Origin of the sequence: Mesorhizobium sp. WSM3868, assembly GCF_002294785.1 — a bacterium.
GTDB lineage: Bacteria > Pseudomonadota > Alphaproteobacteria > Rhizobiales > Rhizobiaceae > Mesorhizobium.
The window spans coordinates 111,504-135,509 of the sequence record NZ_NSGB01000002.1 but is presented as its reverse complement, the minus strand read 5'-3'; the positions used below and the strand labels follow the sequence as shown (position 1 = coordinate 135,509).

Annotated in this window: 26 protein-coding genes and 1 pseudogene; 13 read left to right on the top strand and 14 right to left on the bottom strand. The window is 65.2% G+C overall.

The window, feature by feature from the left end; all coding sequences use genetic code 11:
• Positions 1-14 precede the first annotated feature (14 nt).
• Together ligD and CK221_RS03860 are read right to left on the bottom strand one after the other, a co-directional pair.
• Complete coding sequence (ligD, locus tag CK221_RS03865; RefSeq protein WP_095776788.1) at positions 15-2,528, bottom strand: DNA ligase D; 2,514 nt, start codon at positions 2,526-2,528, stop codon at positions 15-17.
• Between the two features lie 154 nt (positions 2,529-2,682).
• Positions 2,683-3,189, bottom strand: a complete 507-nt coding sequence (locus tag CK221_RS03860; RefSeq protein WP_067003177.1) for a ferritin-like domain-containing protein — start codon at positions 3,187-3,189, stop codon at positions 2,683-2,685.
• Positions 3,190-3,587: 398 nt separating this feature from the next.
• Between CK221_RS03860 and CK221_RS03855 the strand changes: the two genes are divergently transcribed.
• Both CK221_RS03855 and CK221_RS03850 read left to right on the top strand, forming a co-directional pair.
• A complete protein-coding gene (locus CK221_RS03855) occupies positions 3,588-3,734 on the top strand; it encodes a hypothetical protein (protein ID WP_082980733.1) in 147 nt (48 codons plus the stop codon).
• A gap of 195 nt (positions 3,735-3,929) precedes the next feature.
• A complete protein-coding gene (locus CK221_RS03850) occupies positions 3,930-4,382 on the top strand; it encodes a DCC1-like thiol-disulfide oxidoreductase family protein (protein WP_095776787.1) in 453 nt (150 codons plus the stop codon).
• 201 nt (positions 4,383-4,583) lie between these two features.
• Here CK221_RS03850 and CK221_RS03845 read toward each other — a convergent pair whose 3' ends face one another.
• The 3 genes from CK221_RS03845 to CK221_RS03835 are packed head-to-tail and all read right to left on the bottom strand — an operon-like array spanning position 4,584 to position 8,082.
• Positions 4,584-4,961: a DUF1850 domain-containing protein gene (locus tag CK221_RS03845; protein ID WP_067003181.1), complete on the bottom strand. Its 378-nt coding sequence runs from the start codon at positions 4,959-4,961 to the stop codon at positions 4,584-4,586.
• Complete coding sequence (locus CK221_RS03840; protein ID WP_095776786.1) at positions 4,958-7,084, bottom strand: TRAP transporter permease; 2,127 nt, start codon at positions 7,082-7,084, stop codon at positions 4,958-4,960. Before CK221_RS03840 ends, CK221_RS03845 begins: the two co-directional genes overlap by 4 nt.
• Before the next feature lie 38 nt (positions 7,085-7,122).
• The gene (locus CK221_RS03835; protein WP_067003186.1) at positions 7,123-8,082 is read right to left on the bottom strand and encodes a TAXI family TRAP transporter solute-binding subunit; all 960 of its coding nucleotides are present in this window, start codon (positions 8,080-8,082) and stop codon (positions 7,123-7,125) included.
• Positions 8,083-8,334: 252 nt separating this feature from the next.
• Between CK221_RS03835 and CK221_RS03830 the strand changes: the two genes are divergently transcribed.
• On the top strand, positions 8,335-8,697 hold the full coding sequence (locus CK221_RS03830; RefSeq protein ID WP_067003312.1) for a YciI family protein: 363 nt from the start codon (positions 8,335-8,337) through the stop codon (positions 8,695-8,697).
• 4 nt (positions 8,698-8,701) lie between these two features.
• A complete protein-coding gene (locus CK221_RS03825) occupies positions 8,702-9,949 on the top strand; it encodes a DUF6596 domain-containing protein (RefSeq protein WP_095776785.1) in 1,248 nt (415 codons plus the stop codon).
• Positions 9,950-9,971: 22 nt separating this feature from the next.
• On the opposite strand, the gene CK221_RS03820 is transcribed toward CK221_RS03825, so the two are convergent.
• From CK221_RS03820 to hrcA, 6 genes are all read right to left on the bottom strand, one after another.
• Positions 9,972-10,601 carry a glutathione S-transferase family protein gene (locus CK221_RS03820; protein ID WP_095776784.1) on the bottom strand — a complete coding sequence of 210 codons (630 nt, stop codon included), beginning with the start codon at positions 10,599-10,601 and terminating at the stop codon, positions 9,972-9,974.
• Between the two features lie 450 nt (positions 10,602-11,051).
• A complete protein-coding gene (gene cysK, locus CK221_RS03815) occupies positions 11,052-12,032 on the bottom strand; it encodes a cysteine synthase A (RefSeq protein ID WP_095776783.1) in 981 nt (326 codons plus the stop codon).
• Positions 12,033-12,220: 188 nt separating this feature from the next.
• Positions 12,221-12,838: a LysE family translocator gene (locus tag CK221_RS03810; RefSeq protein ID WP_095776782.1), complete on the bottom strand. Its 618-nt coding sequence runs from the start codon at positions 12,836-12,838 to the stop codon at positions 12,221-12,223.
• 112 nt (positions 12,839-12,950) lie between these two features.
• Positions 12,951-14,300, bottom strand: a complete 1,350-nt coding sequence (locus CK221_RS03805; protein ID WP_095776781.1) for a sorbosone dehydrogenase family protein — start codon at positions 14,298-14,300, stop codon at positions 12,951-12,953.
• 107 nt (positions 14,301-14,407) lie between these two features.
• Positions 14,408-14,605 (bottom strand): hypothetical protein, encoded by a 198-nt coding sequence (locus CK221_RS03800; RefSeq protein ID WP_067003314.1) that lies wholly within the window; start codon positions 14,603-14,605, stop codon positions 14,408-14,410.
• A 31-nt stretch (positions 14,606-14,636) separates the two neighbouring features.
• The gene (gene hrcA / locus CK221_RS03795; protein ID WP_067003197.1) at positions 14,637-15,719 is read right to left on the bottom strand and encodes a heat-inducible transcriptional repressor HrcA; all 1,083 of its coding nucleotides are present in this window, start codon (positions 15,717-15,719) and stop codon (positions 14,637-14,639) included.
• A 166-nt stretch (positions 15,720-15,885) separates the two neighbouring features.
• Here hrcA and rph point away from each other — a divergent pair, with 166 nt between their 5' ends.
• The 5 genes and pseudogenes from rph to CK221_RS03770 all read left to right on the top strand — a co-directional run bounded on the left by rph (position 15,886) and on the right by CK221_RS03770 (position 19,260).
• Positions 15,886-16,602, top strand: coding sequence for a ribonuclease PH (gene rph / locus CK221_RS03790; protein ID WP_067003199.1), 717 nt, complete (start codon positions 15,886-15,888; stop codon positions 16,600-16,602).
• Positions 16,603-16,678: 76 nt separating this feature from the next.
• Positions 16,679-17,089 (top strand): VOC family protein, encoded by a 411-nt coding sequence (locus CK221_RS03785; RefSeq protein WP_095776780.1) that lies wholly within the window; start codon positions 16,679-16,681, stop codon positions 17,087-17,089.
• Entirely contained in the window at positions 17,089-17,766 is a 678-nt protein-coding gene (gene rdgB, locus CK221_RS03780) for an RdgB/HAM1 family non-canonical purine NTP pyrophosphatase (protein WP_095776779.1), read from the top strand. Before CK221_RS03785 ends, rdgB begins: the two co-directional genes overlap by 1 nt.
• Positions 17,763-18,941 carry a radical SAM family heme chaperone HemW gene (gene hemW, locus CK221_RS03775; protein ID WP_095776778.1) on the top strand — a complete coding sequence of 393 codons (1,179 nt, stop codon included), beginning with the start codon at positions 17,763-17,765 and terminating at the stop codon, positions 18,939-18,941. The genes rdgB and hemW overlap by 4 nt, the downstream gene beginning before the upstream one ends.
• Positions 18,938-19,260: pseudogene (locus CK221_RS03770) on the top strand (low molecular weight protein tyrosine phosphatase family protein). The gene hemW and the pseudogene CK221_RS03770 overlap by 4 nt, the downstream one beginning before the upstream one ends.
• A gap of 86 nt (positions 19,261-19,346) precedes the next feature.
• Here the strand turns inward: CK221_RS03770 and CK221_RS03765 are convergent.
• On the bottom strand, positions 19,347-19,535 hold the full coding sequence (locus tag CK221_RS03765; protein WP_067003209.1) for a hypothetical protein: 189 nt from the start codon (positions 19,533-19,535) through the stop codon (positions 19,347-19,349).
• Positions 19,536-19,542: 7 nt separating this feature from the next.
• Positions 19,543-19,740, bottom strand: a complete 198-nt coding sequence (locus tag CK221_RS03760; RefSeq protein WP_095776777.1) for a hypothetical protein — start codon at positions 19,738-19,740, stop codon at positions 19,543-19,545.
• A gap of 153 nt (positions 19,741-19,893) precedes the next feature.
• Here CK221_RS03760 and rsmI point away from each other — a divergent pair, with 153 nt between their 5' ends.
• Both rsmI and CK221_RS03750 read left to right on the top strand, forming a co-directional pair.
• Positions 19,894-20,790, top strand: coding sequence for a 16S rRNA (cytidine(1402)-2'-O)-methyltransferase (gene rsmI / locus CK221_RS03755; RefSeq protein ID WP_095776776.1), 897 nt, complete (start codon positions 19,894-19,896; stop codon positions 20,788-20,790).
• Positions 20,783-21,160: a YraN family protein gene (locus CK221_RS03750; protein ID WP_067323465.1), complete on the top strand. Its 378-nt coding sequence runs from the start codon at positions 20,783-20,785 to the stop codon at positions 21,158-21,160. Before rsmI ends, CK221_RS03750 begins: the two co-directional genes overlap by 8 nt.
• Before the next feature lie 34 nt (positions 21,161-21,194).
• On the opposite strand, the gene CK221_RS03745 is transcribed toward CK221_RS03750, so the two are convergent.
• Positions 21,195-22,001 carry an undecaprenyl-diphosphate phosphatase gene (locus CK221_RS03745; protein ID WP_095776775.1) on the bottom strand — a complete coding sequence of 269 codons (807 nt, stop codon included), beginning with the start codon at positions 21,999-22,001 and terminating at the stop codon, positions 21,195-21,197.
• A gap of 160 nt (positions 22,002-22,161) precedes the next feature.
• Here CK221_RS03745 and CK221_RS03740 point away from each other — a divergent pair, with 160 nt between their 5' ends.
• Together CK221_RS03740 and queG are read left to right on the top strand one after the other, a co-directional pair.
• Positions 22,162-22,854: a glutathione S-transferase family protein gene (locus CK221_RS03740; RefSeq protein WP_067003220.1), complete on the top strand. Its 693-nt coding sequence runs from the start codon at positions 22,162-22,164 to the stop codon at positions 22,852-22,854.
• Positions 22,835-23,992 (top strand): tRNA epoxyqueuosine(34) reductase QueG, encoded by a 1,158-nt coding sequence (gene queG, locus CK221_RS03735; RefSeq protein ID WP_095776774.1) that lies wholly within the window; start codon positions 22,835-22,837, stop codon positions 23,990-23,992. The genes CK221_RS03740 and queG overlap by 20 nt, the downstream gene beginning before the upstream one ends.
• Positions 23,993-24,006: the final 14 nt, after the last annotated feature.

Here is a 24,006-nt window from a genome sequence, read left to right as displayed (position 1 = left end):
GGCTCGGCTGCTGGCTAAGCCCGCTTGAGCGGTTTGCCCAACTTGAAGAAATCCGCCCACGGATCGGCCTTCTTCAGCTGCTTTAGCGTCGTGGCGTTGCCGAGCGGAAACGCATTGGGCGGCAGGCCCTTTTCGATCTCCGGCCAGGTCACCGGCATCGACACCGTCGCGCCCTTCTTGGCGCGCGAGGAATAGGGCGCGACCGTGGTCGCGCCGCGGCCGTTGCGCAGGTAGTCGACGAAGATCTTGCCGGTGCGCGCCTTCTTCGACAGCGTCGCCGTGTAGCGGTCGGGCGCGGCCTGCTCCAGGGCGCGGGCGAAATCATGGGCGAAGTCCTTCACCTCGTCCCATTCGGCGGAGGGCTTGAGCGGCACCAGCACGTGATAGCCCTTGCCGCCAGACGTCTTGACCAGGGTCGGCAGCGACAGGTCGTTCAGCTTGGCTCGGATGTCGAGGGCGGCGGCACGCACCGCCTCGACCCCGATGCCCTCGTCCGGATCGAGATCGAAGATGATCTGGTCCGGCTTTTCCAGTTCGTCGACAGTCGAGCCCCAGATATGAACCTCGACGACGCCGTATTGGACAAGGGCTGCAAGCCCGTCGAAATCCCTGATGAACAAGATCTCCTCGCCGTCGGTCGGATCGTTCATCCTGGCGATCTTGTCGCTCATGCCCGGTGAGGCATGCTTTTGGAAGAAGCGCTGGCCATGGATGCCATCCGGCGCCCGCACAAGGCTGAGCGGCCGGTTGACGACGAATGGCTCAATTCGCGGCCAGACCAAGGCGTAGTGATCGAGGAGATCCTGCTTGGAGACCTTTTCGTCGGGCCACAGCAGCTTGTCGGGATGCGACAGCTTCACCGAGGTCTTCGCCGTTCCGGCCGAGGTTTTTGTCTCGGTCCTGCCGCTGCTCGCCTTTGCTCCGCTTTTTGTCTTGCCGTCGGCTTGCTTCGGCTTTTCCTGCACCACGTCCTCCGCCGGCTTGTCCTCGCGCAGCCCCTGGAACGAGGCGTGGCGGATTATATGGTCGGATGTCCAGCTGCGGAACTCCACTTCGCCGACAAGCTCGGGCTTGACCCAGACGAGGCCCTTGCCCTTCGGCACGGCGGCAGAAAAAGGCGACTTCGTCGTCTTGAGGCTGTCGAGTTTTTTCTTAAGGTCCGCAGCCACCTTGCCGGAAAAGCCGGTGCCGACGCGGCCGGCATAGTTGAGCCTGCCGCTTTCATGATAGCCGACCAGCAGCGAGCGCAGGCCGCGCCCGGTCTTGTCCGACGGCAAGTAACCGCCGATGACGAATTCCTGGCGCAGCGTGCATTTCGATTTGATCCAGGCGAGGCCGCGGCCGCTGCGATAGGGCGCGTCGGCGCGTTTCGACACCACGCCTTCGAGACCCATGCGGCAGACATGCTGCAGCATGACGCTGCCGGGTTCCGCAAAATGATCGCTGAAGCGGACGGCGGATTGCTCCGACCGCTCGCCGAGCAGTTCGGCCAGCGCCTGCTTGCGCTCGACCAGCGGCTCGCGGCGAAGGTCCTCGCCATTGAGCCGCATCAGGTCGAAGACGTAGTAGATGAAGCGGTCGGTGCGGCCGGCCGAGAGATCCGCCTGCAGCATGGCGAAGGAGGACACGCCGCTGTCGGCCAACACGACGATCTCGCCGTCGATGATGGCGTCGCGGCATTTCAGTCCGGCAAGCTCGGCCACGACCGGACCTTCGAACTTCTTCGTCCAGTCAAGGCCGGTGCGGGTCAGCAGCCGGACATCGCTGCCGGCGATCTGCGCCTGCATGCGGTAGCCGTCGAACTTCACCTCATGCACCCATTCCTCGCCGGAAGGCGCATTCTTTTCGAGCGTCGCCAGTTGCGGCTCGACGAATTCGAGGCGTGGGGATTTTGCCTTGCCTGCAGCCGGCTTGTTGGAATGCCAGACCCTTGGTTTGGCGCCCTTGGCCGTCTTGCCTTCGCCGATCTCCTCGATGGTCAAGCCCGACTTTACCGATTGCGGCGCCTCTACAAGTATGTCTTCACCAGGGCGGGCGGCGGCGTCATTGGATTTGATCAGCAGCCAGTTGTCGCGCTTTTCGCGCGGGCGCGGCTTCAGCCTGACCAGATGCCAGCGACCGTTGAGCTTCTGGCCTTCGAGCTCGAAGTCGATATGGCCCTTCTTCATGCCCTTGGCCGGGTCGCCGTCGGGGATCCACCGGCCTTCGTCCCAGACGAGGACGGAACCGCCGCCATATTCGCCCTTCGGAATGGTGCCCTCGAAAGACGCATAGTCGATCGGGTGGTCCTCGACATGCACCGCCAGCCGCCTCTCGTGCGGGTCGAGACTCGGTCCGCGCGTGACCGCCCAGCTCCACAACACGCCATCATGCTCGAGCCGAAAGTCATAGTGGAGCCGCGTCGCGGCATGCTTCTGGACAACGAAGATGCCGCCGGCGTCGGTCTTCTTGCTGGGCGCGAGCTGGCCGGCCGGCTCCGAGGTTTTCCGGAAATCGCGCTTGGCGTGGTATTGCTCGAGGCCGGCCATGACATCGTGCTCCTATGCGGATCTGCGCCTGGACGTAGACGCCACGGCAACCTCCCTGGCAGGCGGGTGCCATCGCAACGGCCAAGGCTCCGCTTCGGTTCCGGGCAGGCGAAAGGCCGGCGGCTGTCCGCCGGCCTTTCGGGCTCACAACTAGCTATTCGGCAGCCTGGAGGTTGACCTTGCTTTCCGCGATCTCGGTCAGCTTGCGATCTGTCGCCTCTTCTTCCTTGAGGTTCTTGGCCAGCACATTGGCGCAGTCGCTGCGGCCGAGCTGCTTGGCCCAGGCGATCAGCGTGCCGTAGCGCGTTATCTCGTAATGCTCGACGGCCTGAGCCGAGGCGATCAGCGCGGCATCGAGGACCTCCTTGTCCTCCACGTCGCCGCTCACGTCGTCAGCCTCCTCGAGGATGCCGTCGATGGCGGGGCAGTTGACGGTCTTGGCCTTGACGCCATGCAGCTCGAATACCTGCTCGACCCGTTCGATGTGGCCCTTGGTCTGCGCGAGATGCTTCTCGAAACCGGCTTTCAATTGCGAATCCGTCGCCTTGTCGATCATCTTCGGCAGCGATTTCTCGATCTGTTTTTCGGCATAATAGATGTCGCGCAGCGTGTGGACGAAGAGGTCGTCCAGCGTCTTGATGTCTTTCGAAAAGAAACCCATGGCGGTTGCCTTCCATGTCTGGTGTTGTCCGGAAGTTGCGCGGCCGGTCCGCCGCCAACGCGGCCGGGTTTCGGCCCCGGCCTTGATCGATCAACGTCACCGCGCAGGGCAGGTTCCTGCCGGCGGACGACGCCGCACGGAAATTTCAAGCCACCTTCGATGCGTGAAACAGAAGCGCGCCCAAGCGACATAGAGACGAAACATATGTGATGCAAAAGTCACACGAGCCGGAAACGCGACAAAAGGCTTCGAAAGACCGCGAATCAGCCGCATTCCAGCCACGATGCAACGCGTTTCGGACCAGAAATTAACATCGCGTTCACCGACTATTCACGCCTCGAGGCTATGATCCTCGCAATTCGGAAGGGACATCCGAAAACGGGACAGGGACAGGAAAAATGAACTTCTGGAATCACATCGCCGGCTATGCCGCCGCCATCCGCGAATTCGTCGCGCCGACCTATCGGCCCGAGCGCTATTACATGCGCGGCCCGGGCCCGGCCTGCGCGCGCCGCGGCAACTCGCTCGGCATCGGCACGCACTGACCACGATGCTCGACAGCCGCCACAACAGCCGGATCTGCAAGCCGGCCGACAACACCCGCGCCACGACCTATCGTGACGAGCGCCCCGCCGTCGTCGACGGCAGGCGTGCGACAACGCCGCGACTTTGACGCCGCCGCCGGCTGGCTTAGTGTCCCCCTAGCTTAGTGCCTAGGGGCACAAGCAGCCGGGGCCGACATGACCGACCTGTCCGAACAGAAACGTCCCCTTCTCCCAGGCCAAGCTTGCGATGCCCGCCAGCCGCTGCTCGTGTTCGACGGCGTCTGTGTGTTCTGCTCGGGCTTCGTCCAGATCGTCCTCAAGATCGACCGGAACAAACGCTTCCGCTTCGCCACCGCGCAATCGCCGCTCGGCGAGGCGCTGTTTCGTGAGCACGGCCTGCCGACCGAGGATTACGACAGCAACCTCGCCATCATCGACGGCGCCGCCTTCACGAAGCTCGACAGTTTCGTCGCCGTCATGGCGGCGCTCGGCTGGCCGTGGCGCGCCGCGAGATTGCTGCTCGTCCTGCCGCGGCCGCTGCGCGACTGGCTGTACGACCGCATCGCCAAGAACCGCTATGCGCTGTTCGGCCGCAAACACAGCTGCGAGATCCCCTCCGCCGAGCTGCGGCAGCGGCTGATCAGTTGAGATCGGAGGGTCGGATGAAGCTTCTGATTGTCCGCGGTTACGGCACCTTCGGCGGACGCATCGTGCAGTTGCTGGAGAGCGAGCCGCGTCTGACCTTGCTCGTCGCCGGCCGCTCGCTCGCCGAGGCGGAGGCCTATTGCAAAGGACGAGGCGGTACCAAGGCCAGGCTCGCGCCGGTGATTTTCGATCGCGACGCGGATTTTATCGCGGCTGGCTCGAACCGGCGCAGGCTTCGAGCGCGACCGTATCCCCGGCCGTCCCGCCAAGCTCGCGACAGCCCTTGGCCGTGCACAAGGTCCAGCCTCCCCCGGTTGCGCCGGAGGCCGCGAGCACCAGCCGCGGCTGTGGCCCGATCCGTGGCGCATAGACCCACCATCCGTCCCGCAGCACCGAGCCTTCCGGCGGCTCCATGCCGGCGCCGGAGCCCTTGACGCGCGCTTCGACGACGCGCAGACCTGCCGGCGTCACCTTCCAGTGCTCCTGCCAGCGCGTCCGTTCCACCGAATGTGTCCAGGACAAGGTAAAGGCGGCAACGGCAAGCGTCACCGACTTGCCGGCTGCGAGGATGCACAGGCTCATGCAGGGCCGGCCGCGGATGCCTGGCGCGCGCGCCAGCGGTGCCAGCCGATCCAGAGCAGCGCCAGCGCCCAGCCGCTTTCGTCGGTGAGCGGCAGCGCCGCCACCAGCAGCACGCCGGCGGCGAAGGCGACCAGGCGCTCCCACCAGGCCATGCGGCGGGCGAGGAAGCCGACGGCGGCGGCGCCCCAGAGCACGATGCCCATGCAGGCTTTGGCGACGATGTAGGCGACCTCGACCGGATAGCCGAACGAAGCCGCGATCGGGCCTGCATCCTGCAGCATCAGCGCCGGCGTGTAGACGGCCATGAACGGCACGACGAAACCGGCGATGGCGAGCTTGGTCGCCTGGATGCCGATCTTCAGCCCGCTTTCCTTGGCCATGGGCGCCGCGGCGAAAGCGGCGAGCGCCACCGGTGGGGTGAGATCAGCCATGATGCCGAAATAGAAGACGAACATGTGGCTGACGATGAGCGGCACGCCGAGCGACAGCAGCGCCGGGCCGGCGAGCGAGGAGGTGATGATGTAGTTGGGGATGGTGGGGATGCCCATGCCGAGCACCAGGCAGGTGAGCATGGTGAGCAGCAGCGACAGGAACAGATTGTTCTCGCCGATGGAGATGATCCAACCGATGAAGGTCGAAGCGATGCCGGTCAGCGTCAGCGTGCCGATGACGATGCCGACGATGGCGCAGGCGATGCCGACAGGCAGCGCGTTCTTCGCCCCTTCGGCAAGCGAGTCGACGCAGATGCGCAGCGTCTCGCGACCGCCCTTGAAAGTGACGCAGGCGACAATGAGCGCCGCGATGACGAGGCCGAGGATGTTGACGCCGAAGCGCATGAAGGAGGCGGCGGCAAGGCCGAGCGCCAGCCAGAAGACGACGCGGAAGGCGAACGGTCCGATCAGCGCCGCCAGCGGCGTGCCGAGGATCAGCACGATGGTCAGCGCCAGGCCCATGGTGCCGGCGAAGATCGGCGTATAGCCGGCGAAGAGCAGGTAAACCAGCACGGCAAGCGGCAGCACCAGCGGCCAGTGCTGCCGCACCGCATCCCAGGGATTGGGCAGCTCAGCCTTGGCCATTCCGTGCAGGCCGGCCTTGCCCGCCTCCAGATGCACCTGCCAGAAACAGGCGCCGAAATAGAGCAGCGCCGGAATGATCGCCGCCTTCACCACCTCGGCGTAGGGGACGTTCAGCGTCTCGGCCATGATGAAGGCGACCGCGCCCATCACCGGCGGCATGATCTGGCCGCCCATCGAGGACGTTGCCTCGACGGCGCCGGCGAAGGCCGAGCGGAAGCCGAAGCGCTTCATCAGCGGAATGGTGAACTGGCCGCTCGCCACGACATTGGCGACGCCCGAACCGGAGATGGTGCCCATCAGCGCCGAGGAGAGCACGCAGACCTGGGCCGGACCGCCACGCCAGGAGCCGACCAGGCCAAGCGCGAAATCGTTGAACAGCGCGATCATGCCGGCGCGTTCGAGGAAGGCGGCGAAGACGACGAAGATGAAGATGTAGGCCGCCGAGACATAGACCGGCGTGCCGTATATGCCTTCGGTGCCGAAGGCGAAGGTGTCGACGAGCTGGGCGAAATCGTAACCGCGATGGATGAAGGGCGGCGGCAGGTGATTGCCGACGAAGCAATAGGCGAGGAAGATGAAGGCGATCACCGCGAGCGGCAGCCCCATCAGCCGCCTTGCCGCTTCGAAGACGAGCACCACCAGCAGCGTGCCGACGATCAGGTCCGGCGTGGTGAGGAAGCCGGAGCGGCGGATGAGGTCGGCGTAGAAGACCCAGTTGTAGAGGCCGGTGCCGAAGCCGAGCGCGCCGAGCGACCAGAACGCGGCCTTCGCCGCTACGCCGGTGGCGCGCAGGTTGGCGATCAGGCCGAAGCCGAGCAGCAGCAGGAAGCCGACATGCATGGCGCGTACCACCTGGCTGGGCAGGCTGCCATAGGCGGCGATGTAGATCTGGAAAACGGAGAAGGCGACGGCAATCAGGAAGGCCGCCTTGCCGGCGATGCCGCCGCCGAAGCCCGGCGGCAGGCCTTCGACCTGTTCTTCGGCGACAGGGAGATGAAAAGTGGTCGAATTGCCGTCGGTCGTTGTTCCAGACGTTGCTTTGCTCATCCGAGGCGCTCCATAGCAGACTGCCGCGCCATCCTCGCTTACTTGATCAGCCCTTTTTCCTTGTAATATTTCTCCGCGCCGGGATGCAGCGGCACCGGCATGCCGTCCAGCGCCTTGGCCGGATCGATCGCCTTGGCGGCGGCATGGGCGGCGGCGAGCTGGTCGAGATGCTCGAACATCAGCTTGGTCATCTGATAGGCGGTCTCGTCGGAAACATCGGCCCGGGTGACAAGGAAATTGCCGACCGCGGCGGTGGCGACATCCTCGGTCTGGCCCTCATAGGTGCCCTTGGGAATGATCACCGAAAGATAGGGCGAGCCGATCTTGGCGACGTCCTCGGCCGGCACGGCGACGACGTTGATCGGCACCGAAGTTGCGAGATCGCGGATCGAGGCGACGCCCAGGCCCGCCGATTGCAGCGTGGCGTCGAGCTGCCGGTTCTTGATCAACTCGACCGACTCGGCGAATGGCAGGTACTCGACCCGTCCAAGATCCTCATATTTCAGCCCGGCGGCGGCGAAGATGGCGCGGGCGTTGAGCTCGGTGCCGGAGGCGGGCGCGCCGACCGACAGGCTCTTGCCCTTGAGGTCGGCGAGGGTCTTGATGCCGGACTCCTTGCTGGCGACGATCTGAATATAGTTCGGATAGATGGCGGCTATGCCGCGCAGCTTGTCGAGCTTGCCGGGGAAGCCGGCTTCGGTGTTGCCTTCGGCGGCGAGCTTGACGGAATCGCCGAGCGCGAAGGCGATCTCGCCCTTGCCCTGCTGCAGCAGGTTGAGGTTCTCGACCGATGCCTTGGTTGCCTGCACCTGGGTGCGGGCGCCTTCGATGCCCTTGCCGTAGATTTCCGACAGCGCGACGCCGAGGGGATAGTAGACGCCCGACGTGCCGCCGGTCAGCACGGTGATGAATTCCTGTGCCCCGGCCGACATGGCGCCGAGGCCGAGCGACAATGCCAAAGCGCCGGCGGCAACAAATTTCGTCCTGAAATCGAGCATTTGGTTTCCTCCTCCTGATGGTCGCGCCGCGCCGCCTCTGCCGGCGCGAAGCTGGGAGTTTAGACAGGAGACGCCAAATGCCAACCCGCAATTGCAGCCATTAGACGAACGATCGAGGGGTGGCGAAAGCGCCGGCTTGCGCTCAATTGCTTTGGAGGCGAAAGATTTTCGCGGCGCCTGTCGAAATCGGCCGTGGCCGCACGACATAGGTCGGCCCGCGACGACGCGGCCTTCGAGAAAACGGAGAAGACCATGCGATACATGCTTTTGATCTACAATGACGAAGCGGCAATGGCGAATGCGCCGCGCGACAAGACCGAACAGACGCTTGCCGCCTACGGTGCCTATACCGAAGCCTTGAAGAAATCCGGCGCGTACCTTGCCGGCGAAAGGCTGCGCCCGACCCAGGCGGCCACTTCGATACGGCTCGCCGACGGCAAGACCAATGTGCTCGACGGTCCCTATGCCGACACAAAGGAACAGCTTGCCGGCTTTTACATGATCGAAGCGACCGACATCGACACCGCGATGGAATGGGGCGCGCGCTGCCCGGCAGCCAGCACCGGCACGGTCGAGGTGCGGCCGATCTGGGAAATGACCGACTACCGGTCCTAGCAATATGGACAAGCGCCCGGAAACGGCGCGGGCGGCGGCCGAGGCGGCCGCCCGGCAGAGCTACGGCAAGCTGGTTGCCTATCTCGCTGCTCGCATGCGCGACGTTGCCGGCGCCGAAGACGCGCTGGCCGACGCGTTCGCCGCCGCACTGGAGCGCTGGCCGAAGAGCGGCGTGCCCGAAAAGCCCGAGGCCTGGCTGCTGGCGGTGGCGCGCCGCCGCGACGTCGACGCCGTGCGGCGGCGGCTGACCGGCGAGGCGGCCCGCGGCCACCTGCAACTGATTGCCGAAGAGGCGGAGGCGCGCATGACGCACGAGGATTTGCCCGACGAGCGGCTGAGGCTGATGTTTGCCTGCGCGCATCCGGCGATCGAGGCCAGCGTACGCGCGCCGCTGATCCTGCAGACCGTGCTTGGCTTCGACGCCGCAACCATCGCCTCGGCCTTTCTGGTCTCGCCGACGACGATGGGCCAGCGCCTGGTGCGCGCCAAGAGCCGCATCCGCGAGGCCGCCATCCCCTTCCGGGTACCGGAGCGGGCCGAGCTCGGCGAGCGGCTCGAGGCGGTGCTGGAAGCGATTTACGCCACATTCGCCGAGGGCTGGTCGGATCCGGCCGGCACCGAGACGCGCCGACGCAACCTGGCCACGGAAGGCATCTGGCTCGGCCGGCTGGTCGCGTCGCTGATCCCGGACGAGCCGGAAACGCTCGGGCTCCTGGCGCTGATGCTTTTCGCCGAAGCGCGGCGCACGGCGCGGCGCAGCCCCGACGGCGACTTCGTGCCGCTGGCGGAGCAGGATATCGCGCTTTGGGACGACAAGCTGATCGACGAGGCGGAAGCGCTGCTCAGGCGCGCCGCGATCAGGGGAACCATCGGCCGCTACCAATTGGAGGCTGCGGTCCAGTCGGCGCACACGGCAAGGCGGCGGAGCGGCCGCACCGACTGGACCGCGATCCGCCAGCTTTACGACGCGCTGATGGCAATTGCCGGCTCGCCGGTGGTGGCGATCAACCGCGCTGTCGCGATCGCCGAAGCCGAGGGCGCAGCCGAGGGTCTTGCCGCGCTCGACGAGATCGGCGGCGATAAGCGGCTTGCCGAATACCAGCCCTATTGGGCGGCGCAGGCCGAGCTCTTAGCCAGGCTCGGCAGGACGGCCGAGGCCGCCGAGGCTTACGACCGGGCGATCGGCCTCGAGCGCGATCCGGCCTTGCGCCATTTCCTGCAGGCCGAGCGGGGGAAGCTGGTCCGCAACTGAGGCGAGACACTAGTTCCAGCAACTAGTCCTGCGGCCACATCTCATGAGAAAGGTTCAGTTTCCGCATGATCGCATGCTGGCGCAACTTGCCCCACAGCCGTTCGATGTTCGGCCAGGCCACGCGAGCGCTCGTGGTGTCGGGATGCCAGGCCACCAGCATCACGAGATAGATGTCGACAAGCGAAAGTTCCTCACCGGCCAGCCACTCACGGCCGGCGAGCGCGCTGTCGAAAATGGCAAAGCCGCGATCCATTTCCGCGATAGCCGCCTCCTTGACCACCTGCACGCTATCGGCGTCGGCCGTGTACCGGTGGGGGTAATAGAGCCTCAGGATCGCGGGATAGAGCGCCGACGACATGAAGGCCATCCAGCGCAGGAAATCGGCGCGCGCCGGCGAGCCCGCTTGCGGCGCCAGATGCGCTTCTGGATGACGCTCGGCGAGCAGGATGCAGATCGCGGCCGATTCGGTCATCGACCGACCGTCGGGCAATGTCAGCGCCGGCACCTGGTTCAACGGGCTGATGGCGAGGAAAGCCGGATCGGGCGGATCCTTTTTCGGCACGTCGATCTGCCGGAAAGGCGCGCCGGCCATGGCCAGGGCCGCCTCGACGACGAAGCCGCCGCTGCCGGGACGCGTGTAAAGCTTGTACATAAAATCCTCCCGCCGGCCGATTCGAGGCCGGCGGCGATTTGAACCGGAAGCGGCGCCTTCCTCAAGCCGGGCTCCGCTTGCCACAGACGCTTTTTGAGCGATCCAGCTTGCATCATCCCGGGAGTGCCGCTTGTCCGCAAGCTCTTGAGATTGGCTGTGGCGTTCCCGACTTGGTCATCCACGGGCGGAGCAAGGAGCAAAGCGACGCGCGCAGACCCGAGGATCCATGCCGTGACGTCTCCACGTCACAAGCTTTGCGGGTCTTTCTGCGGAGGAGGAACAGCGGCTCCGTTAATCTCGGATAAGACAGGTGGTATCCATTCTGGACCGTGGCATTTCCTGGCCGCGGTCACGGCGTGGATGCCAGGGTCGACCGCGACGGAGTTTCGCCCCTGCTTCGCCCTGGGACTACGACCCAGGGGCTGAAGCCATTCCTCGAGGGATGAGCGCCTAGGCCCCCAGCCCGTCGAACAGGATCGTCGAGAGATAGCGCTCGGCGAAGGACGGAATGACGACGACGAGGTTCTTGTCCTTGTTTTCCGGCCGCGAGCCGACGACGATCGCCGCCTGCAGCGCGGCACCCGACGATATGCCGACCGGCACGCCTTCGAGGCGGGCGACGAGGCGCGCATTGGCGACCGAATCCTCGTTCGAGACCCTGACGATCTCATCATAGATCGTGGTGTCGAGGATCTTGGGCGCGAAGCCGGCGCCGATGCCTTGAATCTTGTGCGGGCCGGGCTGGCCGCCGGAGAGCACCGGCGAGGCTTCCGGCTCGACTGCCACCACATGCAGCGAAGGCTTGCGCTTCTTCAGCACCTGGCCGACGCCGGTGATGGTGCCGCCGGTGCCGATGCCGGCCACGAAGATGTCAACCTCGCCATTGGTGTCGTTCCAGACCTCCTCCGCCGTGGTGCGGCGGTGGATTTCCGGATTGGCCGGGTTCTCGAACTGCTGCGGGATGATGGCGTTGGGCAGCGTCGCGGCAAGCTCGTCGGCCTTGGCGATGGCGCCCTTCATGCCTTTCGGGCCTTCGGTGAGCACCAATTCGGCACCGAGCAGCGCCAGCATCTTGCGACGTTCGACCGACATTGTCTCCGGCATGGTGAGGATCAGCTTGTAACCCTTGGCGGCGGCGGCGAAGGCCAGCGCGATGCCGGTGTTGCCGGAGGTCGGCTCGATCAGCGTGGTCTTGCCCGGCGCAATCTTGCCGGCCTCCTCCAGAGCCTCGATCATCGAGACCCCGATGCGGTCCTTGACCGAGGCGATCGGGTTGAAGAATTCGAGCTTGGCCAGCAGGTTGGCGACGATGCCCTTCTCCTTGGCGAATTTATCCAGCCGCACCAGCGGCGTGTCTCCAATCGTCTCGGTGATCGAGTTGAAGATGCGGCCGCGGCCGGGGACACGCGCGGAGGTGACGGGCTTGTTCATTGGTTTCGCTCCCAAGGCAAAGGCATAGGCAAACAGAATAAGGCTTTCAGCCGCGCAAGATAGGCTGCTCGCCCAAAATTTCCGAGTGGGGCGATTGCTGAAAACCTCCCCGCGCCGGAAATGCATTTTTTGGATCGGCCCGTTTTGGGGACGCTTTCCCCGAAATGGGGGCCGGTTGAGAATGGGCCTTATTGACGGGCCGCGATGGCGGCTGCCGCTCCCATCATGAAGCCGGCGGCGGTGCGGTTCAGCACCTTCAGCGCGCGCGGCGACTTCAGGAACCAGCGCGCTTTGGCAGCCAGCGCCAGATAGGGGACCAGCACCACGAACAGCACGACGACGGTCAGCGCGACGAGGATGCCGTAGTCGGCCGGCGTGATCGTCTTCAGATTGACGATGGTCGGCGTGATGGCGAGATAGAAGATCATCGTCTTCGGGTTGCCGAGCGTCACCGTCAGCCCGGCGATGAAGCTCGACGCCAGGCCGCTCTTGCTCTTCCGCGCCTCGACCGTTTCGGGCGAGATGCCGCTCGTCCAGAAGCGCCAGGCAAGGAAGGCGAGATAAGCGACGCCCGCCCATTTGATGGCGAGAAACACCATGCCGAAGGTCTGGGCGACGAAGGCGAGGCCAAGCACGACGGCGGTGAGGTAGGTAATGTCGCCCAGCATGAGACCGAACGACATAGCCAGCGACGAACGGAAGCCGGAGCCGAGCGCGCGGGCAACAAGCGCCGTCACGCCGGGGCCCGGAATGGCGGCGGCGACGCCGAGGGCGGCGCTGTAGGCGAGAAATCCTGTCAGTGTCATGGTTTGAACCCAACGCTATCCCGAGATCGGGATCCAGAGCGGCGGCCTCCTACCACGGCGTCGGGGCGGCGTTAATTGCCTTGCGGCCGGATTCGGTTGCACCAGCGCCGCTTCAGGACCGGCCGTCGCCGTAGGTGACGCGCCATATCGTGCCGTTGCCGTCCTCGGTCAGGATCAGCGATCCATCCTTCGCCACCGCGACACCGACCGGCCGGCCCCAGACCGCATCGTCCGCGATGACGAAGCCGGTGGCGAAATCCTCATACTCGCCGGTCGGCTTGCCGTCCTTGAACTTCAGCCGCACCACCTTGTAGCCGGTGCGGACATTGCGGTTCCACGAGCCGTGCAGGGTGACGAAGGCGTCGCCCTTATAGTCGGCCGGGAAGTTGCCGCCCTCGTAAAAGGCGATGTTGAGCGGCGCCGAATGTGCCTGGATCAGCACGTCCGGAACCGTGACCTTGCCGGCGAGATCGGGCCGCGCGCCTTTGTGGCGCGGATCCTCGTTGTCGCCGATGTAGTACCAGGGCCAGCCATAGAAGGCTCCCTCCTTGACGGCGGTCGCATATTCGAAAGGCACGTTGTCGCCGAGCTCGTCGCGTTCGTTGACGACGCACCAGAGCGCGCCCGTGGCCGGCTGCACCGTCATGCCCGAGCAGTTGCGCAGGCCGGTGGCGACCATCCTGCGGTTCTTGCCGTCAGGATCGAAAGCGAGCACATCCGCTCGGCCTTCCTCCGCGCCCCAGGTAGCGCCGAGCGGTGCCGATCTCGCCCATTCTTCGACGCCGCCCTTCGGCCTCGCTCCCATGCCCTCCGCGGTATTCGAGCCCGAGCCGACCGAGAGATAGAGCGTTTTGCCGTCGGGCGAAAAGGCGATGTCGCGCGTCCAGTGATGGCTCGACGGGATGTCCGAGACGATCGTTTCGGGCTCGCCGGAAGCTTTGAGGTCGCCGTCGCGATAGGCAAAGCGGACGACGCTGTTGCTGTTGGCGACATAGACCCATTGCGGCTTGTCGCCCAGCGGATAGAAGGCGATGCCGTAGGGCCGGGTCAGGCCTTTGGCAAAGACCGACTTCTCGGCGGGCTTGGCGCTGCCTTCGGCCAGTCGATAGACGCGGACCTGGTTCGCCCTGCTGTCGGCGACGAAGAGATCGCCGTTCGGCGCCGTGCGCACGACACGCGGGCTGCTGATGCCCGAAGCCACCAGCTCGGCCGAAAAGCCGGGTGGAAGGGCTGGCTTGGCATCCTCGGGGCGATCGGTGACACCGCCGCCGTTCGAGGCGGATTCGGCGACATTCGGCTTCGGGAGATCGTCGGGCCTGATGAGGCGCCGCACGCCGGGCCGGTCGGCCTTCCAGTCACCGAAGGCCTTTTTGCCGGTGAGCAAGGGCTGATCGGCCTGTTGCGCGACGGCGCCGGAGGCCAGGAGCAAGGCGAGGGCGGCAAGGCCGGCAATCCGTATCATGCTGTTCTCCGTTATTCGCCAACGTGCATCAGCAACCAGACAGCGAATATCCAGGCTCTCCAAAAGAGAAGCCGGGCATGCAAATTTTGACGGGAAGCGCCGGCAGTTCAGCTCTCTTCGATATCCAGATCGTCGTCGAGCTGCTTTTCCAGCGCGACCAGATCGGCCGGCAGCGGCAGGCCCATGGCGCGCATTTCCCTGAGCTTCTCGCGCAGTAGCTCCTGGATCTCGTGATCGTCTTCCGGCTGGTTCACCATCTCCTCGAGCAGCAGGCTGATCTGGGCCTTGAACGATTCCAGCGCCATTTCCACCCTCCTTGCGACGTTTCCCGCTCGCCTACCTCAGCATGCGCGAAATCAACTGGGCCGTATAGTCGACCATCGGGACGATGCGGGCATAGTTCAATCGCGTCGGGCCGATGACGCCGAGCGCGCCGACGACGCGCGCATCCTTGTCGCGATAGGGCGCGACCACGAGCGACGAACCGGACAGCGAAAACAACTTGTTCTCCGAGCCGATGAAGATGCGCACGCCCGGACCTTCCTCGGCGAGGTCGAGGAGCTGCAGCAGTCCGTCCTGCGTTTCCAGATCCTCGAACAGATGGCGCAGCAATTCGAGATCGGCCTGGGCGGTGACGTTTTCCAGAAGATTGGCGCGGCCGCGCACGATGAGGCGCGCCGGCAGGCCGCTTTCGGCGCCGGCCCAGACCGCGAGGCCCTTCTCGACCAGTTCCTGCGACAGCGTGTCGAGAGCCGCCCTGGTCTCGTCCTTGATGCGCGCGATCTCGACCCGGGCCTCGGCCAGCGTGCGGCCGCGGATATGGGCGTTGAGGAAGTTCGAGGCCTCGTGCAGCTGCGAGACGGTGATACCGGCCGGCAGGTCGACAACGCGGTTCTCGACATCGCCGCTCTGCGACACGAGGACGGCGAGCGCCTTGGTGGGTTCCAACTGGATGAACTCGATGTGCTTCAGAGCCACCTCGTTCTTGGCGGCGAGCACCAGGCCGGCGCCGCGCGACATGCCGGAGAGCATCTGGCTGGCCTCTGTCAGCATATGCTCCAGCGTCGCGCCCGAGCCCGAGGCACGCACCTGCGCCTCGATGACGCGGCGCTCGTCGTCCGACAGATCGCCGAGCTCCATGAAGGCATCGACGAAGAAGCGCAGGCCGGTCTGGGTCGGCAGGCGCCCGGCCGAGATATGCGGCGCGTAGATCAGCCCCAGATGCTCGAGGTCGCTCATCACGTTGCGGATGGTGGCCGGTGACAGCGACGACGGCAGGATGCGCGACAGGCTGCGCGAGCCGACCGGCTCGCCGTCGCGCAGATAGGAATCGACAATCCGCCGGAAGATGTCGCGCGAGCGCATGTCGAGCGACTGAAGCACGGGCGGCTGCGATGCGGGATCGACTGCCTTGTTCATTCCAGCGAAAAACCTCCTATCGAAAGATATAGACTTAAGCCTCCCTGGCGCAACCCGGGCCATTTTCGCGTGCGCGGAGTTTCCTTGGCGCCCTTTTCCTTTGCGCCATCCATCGCATGCGTCTACAAGCCGCCGACGAATCCAAAACCATAGGAAAGAAGGCCGAATGCGCCCCTCCAAACGCCAGCCCGACGAAATGCGCGCCATCTCCTTCGAGCGCGGCGTCTCCAAGCATGCCGAAGGCTCGTGCCTGGTGAAGTTCGGCGACACGCATGTGCTGTGCACGGCGAGCCTGGAGGAAAAGGTGCCGGCCTGGATGCGCAATTCCGGCAAGGGCTGGGTTACGGCCGAATACGGCATGCTGCCGCGCTCGACGGGCGAGCGGATGCGCCGCGAGGCTTCCGCCGGCAAGCAGGGCGGCCGCACGCTGGAGATCCAGCGGCTGATCGGTCGTTCGTTGCGCGCCGTTGTCGACCTGCAGGCCCTGGGCGAACAGCAGATCACCGTCGACTGCGACGTCATCCAGGCCGACGGCGGCACCCGCACCGCCTCGATCACCGGCGGCTGGGTGGCGCTATACGATTGCCTGCGCTGGATGGAAGCGCGCCAGATGGCCAGCGTTTCCAAGGTGCTCAAGGACCATGTCGCGGCGATCTCCTGCGGCATCCATGACGGACAGCCGGTCATCGATCTCGATTATCTCGAGGATTCCTCGGCCGGCACCGACGCCAATTTCGTCATGACCGGCAAGGGCGGCATCGTCGAGATCCAGGGCACGGCGGAAGGCGAGCCCTTCTCCGAAGAGCAGTTTTCGGCACTGATGGGACTGGCCAAGAAGGGTATTTCTCGGCTGGTCAGCCTGCAGCAGATGGCGGTGGCGTAGGTTTTCGAATGCCGAGCCTAGGCACCCCCCTCTGGCCTGCCGGCCATCTGCCCGACAGGGCAGAGGGGGGTGCTTCGTGACTCCCTCCGCGATTCTGGAATCAGCGCTCTACGTCACAGACCTAACCGCTGCCGAAGCCTTCTACCGCGACATCCTCGGCCTGGATCCGCTGGGCAAGGTCGAAGGCCGCCACGTCTTCTTCCGCTGCGGCAACGGCGTGCTGCTCATCTTCAATGCCGAGGCGACGAAAATTCCGCCGGCGCCCGACGCCAAGCTGAAGGTGCCGCCGCACGGCACGGTCGGCGAAGGGCATCTTTGCTTCACCGCGACTGCGGCCGAGATCGCCGAATGGTGCAAGCATCTGGCGGCCAAGAACATCGCCATCGAAAGCGATTTCGAATGGCCGCAAGGCGGACATTCGATCTATATCCGCGACCCTTCGGGCAATTCGATCGAGTTCGCCGAACCAAGGATCTGGGGTCTCTGATGCATTCTTTGAACGGACAAAAGATCGTCGTCGCCAGCCACAATGAAGGCAAGCTGCGCGAATTCGCCGACTTGATGGCCCCGTTCGGCTTCGAGGCGAAGTCGGCCAAGGATTACGGCCTGCCGGAACCGGACGAGACCGGCACGACCTTCGAGGAGAATGCCTATATCAAGGCCTATGCAGCGGCCAAGGCCACCGGCCTGCCGGCGCTGTCGGACGATTCGGGGCTCTGCGTCGACGCGCTCGACGGGGCGCCCGGCGTCTACACAGCCAACTGGGCCGAGACGGCGGACGGCACACGCGATTTCGGCATGGCCATGCAGCGCACCGAAGTGGCGTTGCAGGAGGTCGGCGCGACCGAGCCGGCGCAGCGCACCGGGCGTTTCGTCGCCGTCATCTGCCTCGCCTTTCCCGATGGCGAGGCCGAATATTACCGCGGCGAGGCCGAAGGCACGCTGGTCTGGCCGCCGCGCGGCACGCTCGGCTTCGGCTACGATCCGGTGTTCCTGCCCAACGGCTTCGCCAAGACTTTTGGCGAGATGAGCGCCGAGCAAAAGCATGGCTGGAAGCCCGGCCAGGCAACAGCCCTGTCGCACCGCGCCCGCGCCTTCCAGAAGTTTGCCCAGGCCCGCTTGGATTTGGCGCGGCTGGATGTGGCGCGGCTCAGGTCAAAATGATTGGGACAGGCCAGACCATGCCGCTCGACCGCAGCCCCGGCTTCGGCGTCTATATCCATTGGCCGTTCTGCGCGGCCAAATGCCCTTACTGCGACTTCAACAGCCACGTTCGCCACCAGCCGGTCGACCAGGAGCGTTTTGCGCGTGCCTTCGAGACGGAGCTGAAGACCATGCGCGCCCGCACCGGGCCGCGCGAGGTGACCAGCATCTTCCTCGGCGGCGGCACGCCGTCGCTGATGAAGCCGGAAACGGTGTCAGCGGTTCTGGAAGCCGTAGCGAGGAACTGGACGGTGCCTGCCGGGATCGAGGTGACGCTGGAGGCGAACCCGTCCTCGGTCGAGGCGGAGCGCTTCCGCGGTTATCGGGCGGCAGGCGTCAACCGCGTCTCGCTCGGCGTGCAGGCGCTGAACGACAAGGACCTGCGCTTCCTCGGTCGGCTGCACAATGTCGAGGAGGCGCTGCACGCCATCGGGCTGGCGCGGGAAATCTTTCCGCGGCTCTCCTTCGACCTGATCTATGCGCGGCCCGGCCAGACGCCGGAGGCTTGGGCTTTAGAGCTTGAGGAAGCGATCGGGCACGCCGCCGACCACCTGTCGCTCTATCAGCTCACGATCGAGGAGGGCACGCCGTTCCATGCACTCCACTCAGCGCGAAAATTCGTCCTGCCCGACAACGACCATGCCGCCGACCTCTACGCGCTGACGCAGGAGGTGACCGCGGCGCACGGCCTTCCGGCCTACGAAATCTCCAACCACGCGCGGCCGGGCGCGGAAAGCCGGCACAACCTGACTTATTGGCGCTACGGCGAATATGTCGGCGTCGGACCCGGCGCGCATGGCCGCTTCGTCGAGAACGGCCGCCGTACCGTGACGGTCGCGGAAAAGATGCCTGAGACCTGGGCCAACCTGGTCGAAGCCAGGGGCCATGGCGTCACCGGCGGCGAGGTGCTGACGCGCGCCGAAGAAGCCGACGAGTTCCTATTGATGGGGCTGCGGCTGGCCGAAGGCATCGACCTCCAGCGCTACGAGACGCTTGCCGGGCGTAGTCTGGCGAGCGACCGATTGTCGGTGCTGCAGGAAGAGGGGCTGGTGGCGCCGGTCGGCAACGCCCGCCTCCGCGCCACGACCGCCGGCATGATCGTGCTCGATGCGGTGGTGGCAGACCTCGCGCGGTGAAAAAGGTTCTCTTCGTCTGCAGCCAGAACCGCCTGCGCAGTCCCACCGCCGAGCAGGTGTTTTCCAGGCGCCGCGACCTCGAGGTCGAATCGGCCGGCACCAATCACGACGCGGACAACCCGCTGACGCATGAGCTGGTCGCGTGGGCCGACATCATCTTCGTCATGGAGAAGGCGCATCGCGTCAAGCTGCAGACGAAGTTCCGGTCAAGCCTGATGCGGGCACGGTGATCTGCCTCGACATCCCGGACAACTATGCGTTCATGGATCCGGAACTGGTGCGACTTCTGGAGGCGAAGGTCACTAAATATCTGGGCTGAATGGCCTGGTTGAACGGCCAAGCATGGCGCTTCGCTCCTCGCTCCGCCTGGGATGAGGCGAGAGATCGCGAAGCGTCGCAGCTGCTCTAGGCGTCGTGCTTCTGACGCTGCTTCCCGCGATCCTTTTCCGCATGCGCGTCGCCGGAGCGGCCTTGCTTCAGGTCGGTCTTGTCGCGGCGGTTCCCGTGCTGGGCGGCGATCGGATGGGAAGGAATGCCCTCGCGGGCGGTCTTGCTTTCGAGTCGTGTGATGAAAATGTCGAAGCGATTGGGCATCGTCCGGTCAGTGCTCCGTCGTGCTTTCGGTTTCGGTCGAGGCGTCTTGAACCGCGGGGCTTGGAAGCGGCTTCATCGCTTCCTTGTCCTTTGTCCTGGCGGAGGGTTCCCGATTCTCCGAACCGGCAACCTTCTCCGATCCGGCAAAGCGCTTGCAGCCCGAATAATAGGGCGTGAAAGCGTCTTGAATGATCAGGCTGTCCATCCTGTCCTCCTCCTCGGGAATCAGGGGTAAAATCCGCCTTATGCGGTTTGGTTCCGCATCGTGGCAAAGGCATGGCGATTCCCTTGCATCGCCATCACGTTTTGCAACCGCAGATCAGCCGTGGCAAACAGTGGCGCGTGGGGAGGGCCTCAATTGACCGGCGACAAACGCAGCTATGTAATCGGGCAGACCGAAATTGCGGCGCGGCCGCTGGAGCCGGCGCTCTATCTGGTGGCGACGCCGATTGGCAATCTCGCCGATGTCACGCTGCGAGCGCTGGAGACGCTGGCCGGCGCCGACATCGTTGCCTGCGAGGACACCCGCGTCTCGCGCGTGCTGCTCGAACGCTACGGCATTCGCCGGCGCACCACGGCCTATCACGAGCACAATGCCGCCGAGGCCGGGCCGAGGCTGATCGAATCGCTCGCTGCCGGACAGAGCGTGGCGCTCATTTCGGATGCCGGCACGCCGCTGGTTTCCGATCCCGGCTACCGGCTGGTCGGCGAGGCGCTGGAGCGCGGCATACGCGTTATTCCGGTGCCCGGACCGTCGGCGGCGCTTGCCGCGCTGACCGCTTCCGGCCTGCCTTCCGACGCCTTTCTGTTCGCCGGCTTCTTGCCGGCCAAGGCGGGCCAGAGGCTCACCAAGCTCGAAAGCTTCAGGCAGGTGCCGGCGACGCTCATCTTCTATGAATCGCCGCGCCGGCTGGCCGAGACGCTTGGCGCGATGGTCCAAGTGCTTGGCGGAGCGCGCAAAGCGGCGATCGGCCGCGAGCTGACCAAGGCGTTTGAGGAGATGCGAACGGGGACGCTCGGAGAGCTTGCCGATCACTACGCGGCGGCCGAGACGCCCAAAGGCGAAATCGTGGTCTGCGTCGGCCCGCCGGAGGCGGCCGAGGACCAGCCGGCCGACATCGACCGGCTGCTGTTGTCTTTAGCCGCCGAAATGCCGGCCTCCAAGGCGGCGGCGGAAGCGGCGAAGATGACCGGCGGCCAGAAACAGGCGCTCTATCGCCGGCTGATCGAGCTGAAGGCGGACGGCGGTGGCTGAGCGCACCGTCGGTCATCGGCGAAAAGCCTATCGGCGCGGCCATCGCGGCGAATGGCTGGCGGCGTTGGCGCTGATGCTGAAGGGGTATCGCATCCTTGCGCGCCGCCATCGCACAAAGCTCGGCGAGATCGACCTGATCGCCAGGCGCGGCGACCTGGTGCTGTTCGTCGAAGTCAAGGCGCGGCGCACGCTGATGGAGGCGATGGAAGCGATCGCCCACGCCTCGGAACGGCGCATCGAGGGTGCCGCCGACCTCTGGCTGTCGCGCCAGCCGGACTATGGCCGGCTGTCGGTGCGCTTCGACATGGTGGCGGTGCTGCCCTGGCGCTGGCCAGTGCATGTCGAGAATGCATTTTACGGGCGGAATTGAGGGGCTTACCCTCCCAACTCGTGGGAGGATAAGCTCACCCCCAGATCATCAGCGCCGCCAGTCCGAGCCCGCCAACCACCAGCCGCCACCAGCCGAACAGCGAATAGCCCTTGCGCGAGACGTAATCGAGCAGGAAGCGCACCACGAAGAGCGCGGTGACGAAGGCGGCGATGAAGCCGACGGCGATGATCGGCAGGTCGGCCGAGGTCAGCACGTTGCGGTTCTTGAACAGATCGAAGGCGAAGGCGCCGACCATGGTCGGCATGGCGAGGAAGAAGGAAAACTCCGCCGCCGCGCGCTTGTCGACGCCCAAGAGCAGCGCGCCGACGATGGTCGAGCCGGAGCGCGAGGTGCCGGGTATCAGCGACAGACACTGGAACAGGCCGATCTGCAGATAAAGCCTGGTCGGGAAGCGCTCGACATCGCGGTAGACGGGCTTCAGGTTCATGCGGTCGACGGCGAGCAGCACCACGCCGCCGATGACCAGCATGATGCAGATCAGGCGCGGCGATTCGAACAGGAAGGTCTTGATGAAGTCATGCGCCAGCGCGCCGATGAGCGCGGCCGGCAGGAAGGCGATGAGGATGCCGATGGCGAAATGCCTTGTCAGACGGTCATGCGGCAGTTCGAGCAGCATCTTCCAGAGGCGGCGGAAGTAGACGCTCAAGATCGCGAGGATCGCGCCAAGCTGGATCAGAATCTCGAAGGCCTTGCCGGTCGAATGGAAGCCGAGGAAATGGCCGGCGAGCAGGATGTGACCGGTCGACGAGACCGGGATGAATTCGGTCAGGCCCTCGATCAGCCCAAGCAGCAGTGCTTCGACGATGGTCTGGCTTTCCATGGCAACCTCTGCTTCGAGTGACGGCTAAGGGGAAGGGCTTGCTTGTCATGGCGCGGAAGTGCCCCTATAGGTCGCAACACATGACAGTCCCTGGAATCGGGCCGCCAAGACTTACCGGCGCTCACACCAATTTGCCAGTGCGCCCTATCATCGCGGAACCATGCTGACGCTTTTTCACCACCCGATGTTCGCCACCTGCCGGTTCGTCCGCCTCGCCTTCGGCGAGTATGGCGAGGAGCTGGCCTTGATCGAGGAGAAACCCTGGACCCGGCGCAAGGAGTTTCTGGCGCTCAATCCGGCCGGCACGCTGCCGATCCTGCTGGCCGAAGGCGATGTGCCAATCGTCGGCGCCATGGTCATTGCCGAATATCTTGACGAGACACGCGGGGTGCTGAAGCGCGACAGGCGGCTGTTTGCCGAGGACCCGATGCAGCGCGCCGAAATCCGGCGACTGACCGACTGGTATCTCAGCAAGGCCGAAAGCGAGGTCACCCGCCATCTGGTGCGCGAGCGGGTGCTGAAGCCGGTGATGCCGGAGACGGCGGGCGGCGGCTCACCCGATTCGGGCGCGATCCGCGCCGCGCGCGCCAACATCCGCCAGCACATGAAATACACCAACTGGCTGGCGGGCACGCGTCATTGGCTGGCCGGCAACAAGGTGACCTATGCCGACCTCGCCGCGGCCGCGACGCTTTCCGTGCTCGACTATCTCGGCGAGATCGACTGGCGCGAGCACGCGGCGGCGCGCGAATGGTATACTCGCGTGAAATCACGGCCGTCGTTCCGGCCGCTGCTCACCGATCGCGTGCGCGGCCTGTCGCCGGTATCGCATTATGCGGATCTCGATTTCTGACACGACGAAGCTGCGCGCGCTGATCGACGCGGAGGCGCGCCGCGCCGGCTTCGACGCCGTTGCCGTCACCCGGCCGGACGCGATCCCGCTGGCTCCCGCGCGCCTGGCCGAGTTTGTCGCCGAGGGATTTCACGGCTCGATGGACTGGATCGCCGAGACGATCGGGCGGCGCGCCGAGCCTTCGACGCTGTGGCCGGAAGTGCGTTCGATCATAGTGCTCGCCATGAACTATGGTCCGGACCGGGATCCGCGCGATGTCCTCGACAAACACGATCGCGGTGCGATCTCGGTCTACGCGCAAAATCGCGACTATCACGATGTGATGAAAGGTCGGCTGAAGGAAATCGCGGGCAAGATCGTCGCGCGGGCCGGCGGCGACGTGAAGGTCTTCGTCGACACGGCGCCGGTGATGGAAAAGCCGCTTGCCGAAGCCGCGGGGTTGGGCTGGCAGGGCAAGCACACCAACCTGGTGAGCCGCGAGCATGGCTCATGGCTGTTCCTCGGCACTATCTTCACCACGGCCGAGCTTGAGCCGGACAAAGCCGAGATCGACCATTGCGGCTCCTGCCGCGCCTGCCTCGACATCTGCCCGACCGATGCCTTCCCGACGCCCTACCGGCTCGATGCGCGGCGTTGCATCTCCTACCTCACCATCGAGAACAAGGGGCCGATCCCGCGCGAATTTCGCGAGGCGATCGGCAACCGCGTCTATGGTTGCGACGACTGCCTCGCCGTGTGTCCGTGGAACAAATTCGCCAGCGTCGCCGCCGAGGCCAAGCTTGCCGCTCGCGAAGATCTGCGCGAGCCGCGGCTGTCGAAGCTGCTGTTGCTCGACGATGCGACGTTCCGCTCCTTTTTCTCGGGCTCGCCAATCAAGCGCATCGGCCGCGACCGTTTCATCCGCAACGCGCTGATCGCCGCCGGCAATTCGGGCGATGCTTCGCTGACGCCGGTCGCGCGCGGCCTAATCGACGACGGCTCGCCCCTGGTGCGGGGTGCGGCAGTATGGGCGCTATCGCGACTGATGCCGCGGCGCGATTTTGCGGAGTTCGCCGCATCGGCCTTGCAGGCCGAAGGCGATGCAACGGTGCGCGAGGAATGGCTGTCAGCGCTGCCGGTTCCCGCAAAGGACCATTGAGGAACGGATTTAAT

What these genes read in the sequence shown, in the direction of transcription:
- CK221_RS03740 (WP_067003220.1), top strand. Translation starts at nt 22,162, where the DNA reads ATGCTGACGCTTTTTCACCACCCGATGTTCGCCACCTGCCGGTTCGTC.
- queG (WP_095776774.1), top strand. Translation starts at nt 22,835, where the DNA reads ATGCGGATCTCGATTTCTGACACGACGAAGCTGCGCGCGCTGATCGAC.
- cysK (WP_095776783.1), bottom strand. Translation starts at nt 12,032, where the DNA reads ATGAACAAGCCCGTCACCTCCGCGCGTGTCCCCGGCCGCGGCCGCATC.
- CK221_RS03805 (WP_095776781.1), bottom strand. Translation starts at nt 14,300, where the DNA reads ATGATACGGATTGCCGGCCTTGCCGCCCTCGCCTTGCTCCTGGCCTCC.
- CK221_RS03825 (WP_095776785.1), top strand. Translation starts at nt 8,702, where the DNA reads ATGGACAAGCGCCCGGAAACGGCGCGGGCGGCGGCCGAGGCGGCCGCC.
- CK221_RS03850 (WP_095776787.1), top strand. Translation starts at nt 3,930, where the DNA reads ATGACCGACCTGTCCGAACAGAAACGTCCCCTTCTCCCAGGCCAAGCT.
- CK221_RS03820 (WP_095776784.1), bottom strand. Translation starts at nt 10,601, where the DNA reads ATGTACAAGCTTTACACGCGTCCCGGCAGCGGCGGCTTCGTCGTCGAG.
- CK221_RS03745 (WP_095776775.1), bottom strand. Translation starts at nt 22,001, where the DNA reads ATGGAAAGCCAGACCATCGTCGAAGCACTGCTGCTTGGGCTGATCGAG.
- CK221_RS03810 (WP_095776782.1), bottom strand. Translation starts at nt 12,838, where the DNA reads ATGACACTGACAGGATTTCTCGCCTACAGCGCCGCCCTCGGCGTCGCC.
- CK221_RS03855 (WP_082980733.1), top strand. Translation starts at nt 3,588, where the DNA reads ATGAACTTCTGGAATCACATCGCCGGCTATGCCGCCGCCATCCGCGAA.
- ligD (WP_095776788.1), bottom strand. Translation starts at nt 2,528, where the DNA reads ATGGCCGGCCTCGAGCAATACCACGCCAAGCGCGATTTCCGGAAAACC.
- CK221_RS03845 (WP_067003181.1), bottom strand. Translation starts at nt 4,961, where the DNA reads ATGAGCCTGTGCATCCTCGCAGCCGGCAAGTCGGTGACGCTTGCCGTT.
- hrcA (WP_067003197.1), bottom strand. Translation starts at nt 15,719, where the DNA reads ATGAACAAGGCAGTCGATCCCGCATCGCAGCCGCCCGTGCTTCAGTCG.
- CK221_RS03765 (WP_067003209.1), bottom strand. Translation starts at nt 19,535, where the DNA reads ATGCCCAATCGCTTCGACATTTTCATCACACGACTCGAAAGCAAGACC.
- CK221_RS03830 (WP_067003312.1), top strand. Translation starts at nt 8,335, where the DNA reads ATGCGATACATGCTTTTGATCTACAATGACGAAGCGGCAATGGCGAAT.
- rph (WP_067003199.1), top strand. Translation starts at nt 15,886, where the DNA reads ATGCGCCCCTCCAAACGCCAGCCCGACGAAATGCGCGCCATCTCCTTC.
- hemW (WP_095776778.1), top strand. Translation starts at nt 17,763, where the DNA reads ATGATTGGGACAGGCCAGACCATGCCGCTCGACCGCAGCCCCGGCTTC.
- rdgB (WP_095776779.1), top strand. Translation starts at nt 17,089, where the DNA reads ATGCATTCTTTGAACGGACAAAAGATCGTCGTCGCCAGCCACAATGAA.
- CK221_RS03840 (WP_095776786.1), bottom strand. Translation starts at nt 7,084, where the DNA reads ATGAGCAAAGCAACGTCTGGAACAACGACCGACGGCAATTCGACCACT.
- CK221_RS03860 (WP_067003177.1), bottom strand. Translation starts at nt 3,189, where the DNA reads ATGGGTTTCTTTTCGAAAGACATCAAGACGCTGGACGACCTCTTCGTC.
- CK221_RS03800 (WP_067003314.1), bottom strand. Translation starts at nt 14,605, where the DNA reads ATGGCGCTGGAATCGTTCAAGGCCCAGATCAGCCTGCTGCTCGAGGAG.
- CK221_RS03835 (WP_067003186.1), bottom strand. Translation starts at nt 8,082, where the DNA reads ATGCTCGATTTCAGGACGAAATTTGTTGCCGCCGGCGCTTTGGCATTG.
- CK221_RS03760 (WP_095776777.1), bottom strand. Translation starts at nt 19,740, where the DNA reads ATGGACAGCCTGATCATTCAAGACGCTTTCACGCCCTATTATTCGGGC.